This window comes from Actinotalea sp. (genome assembly GCF_035443605.1).
GTDB lineage: Bacteria > Actinomycetota > Actinomycetes > Actinomycetales > Cellulomonadaceae > Actinotalea.
The window spans coordinates 1-4,727 of sequence record NZ_DAORSQ010000091.1 but is presented as its reverse complement, the minus strand read 5'-3'; the positions used below and the strand labels follow the sequence as shown (position 1 = coordinate 4,727).

General features: G+C 75.4%; 5 protein-coding genes. All 5 read right to left on the bottom strand.

Going from position 1 to position 4,727, the window contains the following annotated elements; translation table 11 throughout:
* Positions 1-258, bottom strand: a 258-nt coding sequence (locus PKY62_RS10310) for a cation-transporting P-type ATPase (RefSeq protein WP_324536623.1), incomplete at its 3' end; no start/stop codon positions are given.
* Between the two features lie 117 nt (positions 259-375).
* Positions 376-1,629 carry an AGE family epimerase/isomerase gene (locus tag PKY62_RS10305; protein ID WP_324536621.1) on the bottom strand — a complete coding sequence of 418 codons (1,254 nt, stop codon included), beginning with the start codon at positions 1,627-1,629 and terminating at the stop codon, positions 376-378.
* Positions 1,630-1,701: 72 nt separating this feature from the next.
* Positions 1,702-2,907 carry an FAD-dependent oxidoreductase gene (locus PKY62_RS10300; protein WP_324536620.1) on the bottom strand — a complete coding sequence of 402 codons (1,206 nt, stop codon included), beginning with the start codon at positions 2,905-2,907 and terminating at the stop codon, positions 1,702-1,704.
* Complete coding sequence (locus tag PKY62_RS10295) at positions 2,904-3,809, bottom strand: electron transfer flavoprotein subunit alpha/FixB family protein (protein ID WP_324536619.1); 906 nt, start codon at positions 3,807-3,809, stop codon at positions 2,904-2,906. The genes PKY62_RS10300 and PKY62_RS10295 overlap by 4 nt, the downstream gene beginning before the upstream one ends.
* Before the next feature lie 28 nt (positions 3,810-3,837).
* The gene (locus PKY62_RS10290) at positions 3,838-4,602 is read right to left on the bottom strand and encodes an electron transfer flavoprotein subunit beta/FixA family protein (RefSeq protein ID WP_324536618.1); all 765 of its coding nucleotides are present in this window, start codon (positions 4,600-4,602) and stop codon (positions 3,838-3,840) included.
* Between the last annotated feature and the right edge of the window lie 125 nt (positions 4,603-4,727).

Here is a 4,727-nt window from a genome sequence, read left to right as displayed (position 1 = left end):
GATCACCGCGACGACGGCGACGGACAGCTGCGGCAGGTGCGCGAACCAGGCCAGCACGGCGGCGGCCCACAGGAGCAGCGCGAAGGCGTGCACCAGCTGGGCGGCAAGGCGGCGCAGCGTGGAGGGCCGGGCGGGCGGCGGCAGGGTGTTGGGGCCGTCCGCGGCGAGGCGCTCTCCGGCCTCGCGCGCGGTCAGGCCGGAGCGCTCGCGCTCACGGCTCGCCGCCAGGTCGACATACGATCCCGCACCGACCCCCATGGTCGCTGCCTCCCCGGGCGGACGTCCCGTGGCTCCCGCCCACCTCCCACGGTGCGCCTGCTCCGGGCGTCACCGCAGGGGCGAAGGTCCCGCCCCGTCCCGCGGTGCGGCGGCCGCCTACCGCAGCAGCCCGCGAGCGAGGGCCGTGGGGGCGGAGGGCGCGAGGGGCAGACGCTGGAGCAGCACGGCGTGGATCGAGTGGTAGAGGTCGGGCCGGCCGGGCCACACCGTGCCCGCCGGGCGGTTGGCGGGGTCGAGCTCGTGACGCCACGAGCCGTCGTCGTCGACGAGGTGCCCGACGGCGTAGTCCCACCAGGTCCGGTACCACGCGTCGTAGGCCGGGTCCCCGGTCGCGGCGGACAGGGCCGCGGCGGCGGAGATCGCCTCGGCGGCCACCCAGTGCATGCGCTGGCGCACCACGGGCACCCCGGACCAGTCGGTCGTGTAGACGAACCCGTCCGCTCCGTCTGCGGCCCAGCCGTCCGCGACGGCCCGGGCGAACAGCTGCTTGGCGCCGTCGAGCAGGCTCTCCGGCGCCGCGTCGCCCAGTGCGGCGCGCACGTGCAGCGCCAGTCGCGCCCACTCCAGCCCGTGGCCCACCGTCGCGCCGTACGGCTCGAAGGGGTGGTCGGGCTGGTCGCGGTGGTGCTCGAGCAGCGGGGTCCACGCCGGGTCGAAGTGCTCGGGGATCCGCCACGCGTTGCCCGCGGCCCACCCCAGCACCGTCGACGTGATCCGCGCCGCCCGCTCCAGCCACCGCGCGTCCCCGGTGGTGTCCGCGGCCGAGAGGAGGGCCTCGACGGCGTGCATGTTCGCGTTGACCCCGCGGTAGTCGCTGAAGGTCGACCAGTCCGCCACGGCGGAGTCCCGGTGCAGCCCGGGGCCCTCCTCCCAGAACCGCTCGTCCAGCACCGCCAGCGCCTCGTCGAGCAGCTCCCTCGCCCCCGGCACCCCGGCCATGGTCGCGCTGGACGACGCGAAGACGACGAACGCGTGCGCGTAGGCCGCCTTGGTCTCGTCCCGCTCGTCGGCCGGGCCCAGCGAGGCGAACCAGCCGCCGTTGACGTCGTCGCGCAGTCGGCCCCGCAGCCCGCCGATCGCCGCTGCTGCCAGCGGCCGGCACCCCGGCAGCCCCGCAAGGTGACCCAGGCTGTACACGTGCGCCATGCGCGCCGTGATCCACGTCGCGACGGGCCGCGACGCGTCGGGTGCGCCGACGTCGTCGAGGTACCACGCGCCGCCCTCCGGATGGGCGAACCCGCGCGCGAACCGGAGCTGTGCCGCCGTCTGCCCCCGCAACCACTCCCGGTGGTCGGGCTGCTCGATCCAACGGGCCCGACGGCTCGGGTGGCTCTCGGCTGTGCTCGACATGTCAGTGCCTCTCTGCGTGCGCCGTGACGCGCTGGTCGGACCGGACCGTACGACAGGGACCATCTGCGGCCCTCAGCCTTGCTCCTCGGCCAGCACCTTGACCACCCCGCCGACGAAGGCGTCGCCCAGCCCGATCGTCGTCGGGGTCCGGGTCGGCGGGACGACACCGGGCTCGCACACCACGCCGGCCTCCTCGAGCAGCGCGACCACCCGCAGGCTGCGGGGGTCGCTCGGCCAGGTACCGGCCTCGCGGTACCGCTCCGGACCGATGGTGTCGCCGTAGGCGTACCGGGCGCTCGCCATCGCGATGCCGCCCCGCAACGCCGCCCGGTAGGCCTGCGCGTCGGGGCCGACGGCGAGCGACCACCAGCGCGTGTGGACGATCAAGGTCCGTGCGCCGACGAGGCCACGCACCTCGGTGGCCGCCCGGGTGACCTCGGCCGCGTCGAGCAGGTCGACGCGGCGGGCGAGGTACCCCTGCAGCTCGTCCTCGTTCATGCTCACGACGTCGACGTGCGCCGCCATCGCGCGGACCACCCGCAGGGCCAACGCCGCGACGTGGTAGCCGGCGTCCTCGCCCTGGGTGCAGTCGCCGACGATGGCGTAGGCCACCCCCTCGTCGGCCGCGAGGTGGAACCGCTCCTCGATGGTCGCGGCCGGCAGGCCGACGACCGCCTTGACGCCGAGGCCGAGGTGGCGCGTCGGCGGCGCGGTTCGCAGCCCGGCCGCCCTGGCAAGGAACGAGTTCACGCCGTCGGCCGCGACGACCACGTGGGCGCGCAGCTCGTCCTGCCCAGCGCGGACCCCCACGACGCGGCCGCCCTCCTGCAGGACCTCGTCGACCCGGACCCCCGGCATGAGGAAGACGCCGACCTCCTCGCACCGCTCGGCGATCCAGGCGTCGAGCCGGGCGCGCAGGACGGTGACCGCGTTGGTCGGCTCGGCCAGTCGCGCGTCGTGGTAGTCGATCCCGACCGACGAGGACCCGTTGAGGAACTGGATGTAGTTCCGCGTGATCCGCCGTTCGACCGGCGCCGCCTGGAGCAGGTCGGGGAAGACCTCCTCCAGGACGCGCGAGTACAGGACGCCACCGGAGAGGTTCTTGGAGCCGGGCGCCTCGCCGCGCTCGATGACGACGACCGAGCGACCGCGCTGGGCGAGGCGGTACGCCGTCACCAGACCGGCGATCCCCGCACCGACGACGATCACGTCGAAGTCCGGCTCCGCCACCTCGGCCGGCGCCGGGTCCGCACCCTGCGCGGCGCTCCCGTCGGTCATGACAGCGCCTCGGTGAGTGCGGGGACGATCGCGTACAGGTCGCCGACGACGCAGTAGTCCGCCTCGGCGAAGTACGGGCAGTCCTTGTCGGCGTTGATGGCGACGATCGTGCCCGCCCCGCGAGCGCCCACGGTGTGCTGCAGCTGACCGGAGACCCCGACCGCGACGTAGAGGTCGGGCCGCACGTGCTGGCCGGTCACGCCGACGTACCGGTCACGCGCGTACCACCCGAGCCCCTCGGCAAGGGGCCGGGAGCACGCCGCCTCCGCCCCGAGCGCGGCCGCCAGCGCATCGACCATCACCAGGTCGGCCTGGCTCTTCACGCCGCGGCCGGCCGAGACGATCCGGCTCGCCCTGGTCAGGTCGACCGCGGCCCGCGTGACCGGACGGTCCTCGACGACGGTCACGCCGGGCAGGGGCTCAGCTGACGTCTCGGTCACCGGCACCCCGGCGCCGGCCTCGACGGCGGGGCCGCCGTCGACGACCACCACCGCGGTCCCGGTCACCACGTCGGTCTCCTGCGCGATGCCACCGAAGACCGACCGCGTGAGCTCGACCGAGCCGTCGGACACCCGCACGGCGCTGACGAGGGTGAAGGCCGGTGCGCCGAGCGCAGCGACGACCGCGCCGGCCAGCACGCGCTCGGCCGGACGTGCGGCGGCGAGGACGAGGTCGGGCGCCGCCTGCGCGACGACCCGGGCCACGGCGTGGGCGTAGGCCTCCAGCGGGATCCCCGTGGACGGCTCGCCCAGCCAGACCACCGCGTGCACGCCGCTGGCGGCGACGGCGTCGGCGACGGCGCGGTGGCCCACGACGACGGCCGTCGTGGTGGTCCCGGCTGCCAGCGCGACGAGGTCGCCGATCCGGGTGTCGCCGGCGACGAGGATGCAGGTGCTGCTCATGTCGATCTCCTTGTTCTCGTGCGCTCGCTCAGATGACCTTGTCGGCGCGCAGGGCGGCGACGAGCTCGGCGGCGGCGGCGGCCGGGTCGGACCCGTCCAGGACCCTGCGCGTGCGGGCCTTCATCGCCGGGGGCGCCGTCGCGAGCACCGTGAGCGGGTCAGCAGGGGGCGAGGCGATCTCCACCACCGCGGTGGGCTTCTTCCCGGCGGCGAGGATGTCCTTCATCCCCGGGACGCGCGGGACGGCGGCGTCACCGGCCAGGGCCAGCACAGCGGGCCCGGTCACCCGCAGGGTCTGCGCGCCCGTGTCCAGCACGCGGCCCACCGTGAGGTCCCCGACGGTGCCGGTGACCGAGGTGACGTCGGTCAGGACGGGCCAGCCCAGCACCGCCGCGAGGACGCCGGGCACCATCTGGGCACCGAGGTCCTGCGAGGCGTCGCCGGTGAGGACCAGATCGGCGTCGCCGACCTCCCGCACCAGCGCGGCCAGCGCGGCGGCGGTACGGCCGGCAGAGGCACCCGCGAGCGAGTCGTCCGCGACGATCGCCAGGCGGTCCAGCCCGCGCGAGAGGGCTGTCTTGCGCGCCATGGGGCTGCCGGCGTCCGCGCCTCCGACGGTCACGCCGACGAGCTCGGCCCCGGTGGCGTCCGCCAGCCGGCGGCCCACCTCGATGGCGACCTGGTCGTACTCGGAGAGCGACGCCTTGGCCCGGCTCCAGTCGACGGCACCGTCTCCGGTGACCGACGCGTCCTGGGGGTTGGGCGCCCACTTGTAGGCGACTGCGATCTTCATGGTCCTACTTCCTTCGTCTGGCCCCGCGCGTCGGTCGGCTCGGGTGTCGGCCGGGCGGTGGCGCCGTGCGGACCGACCCGGGCGGGTCGACCCCAGTGCGCCAGGCCCAGGGTGCTGGTCTGGTT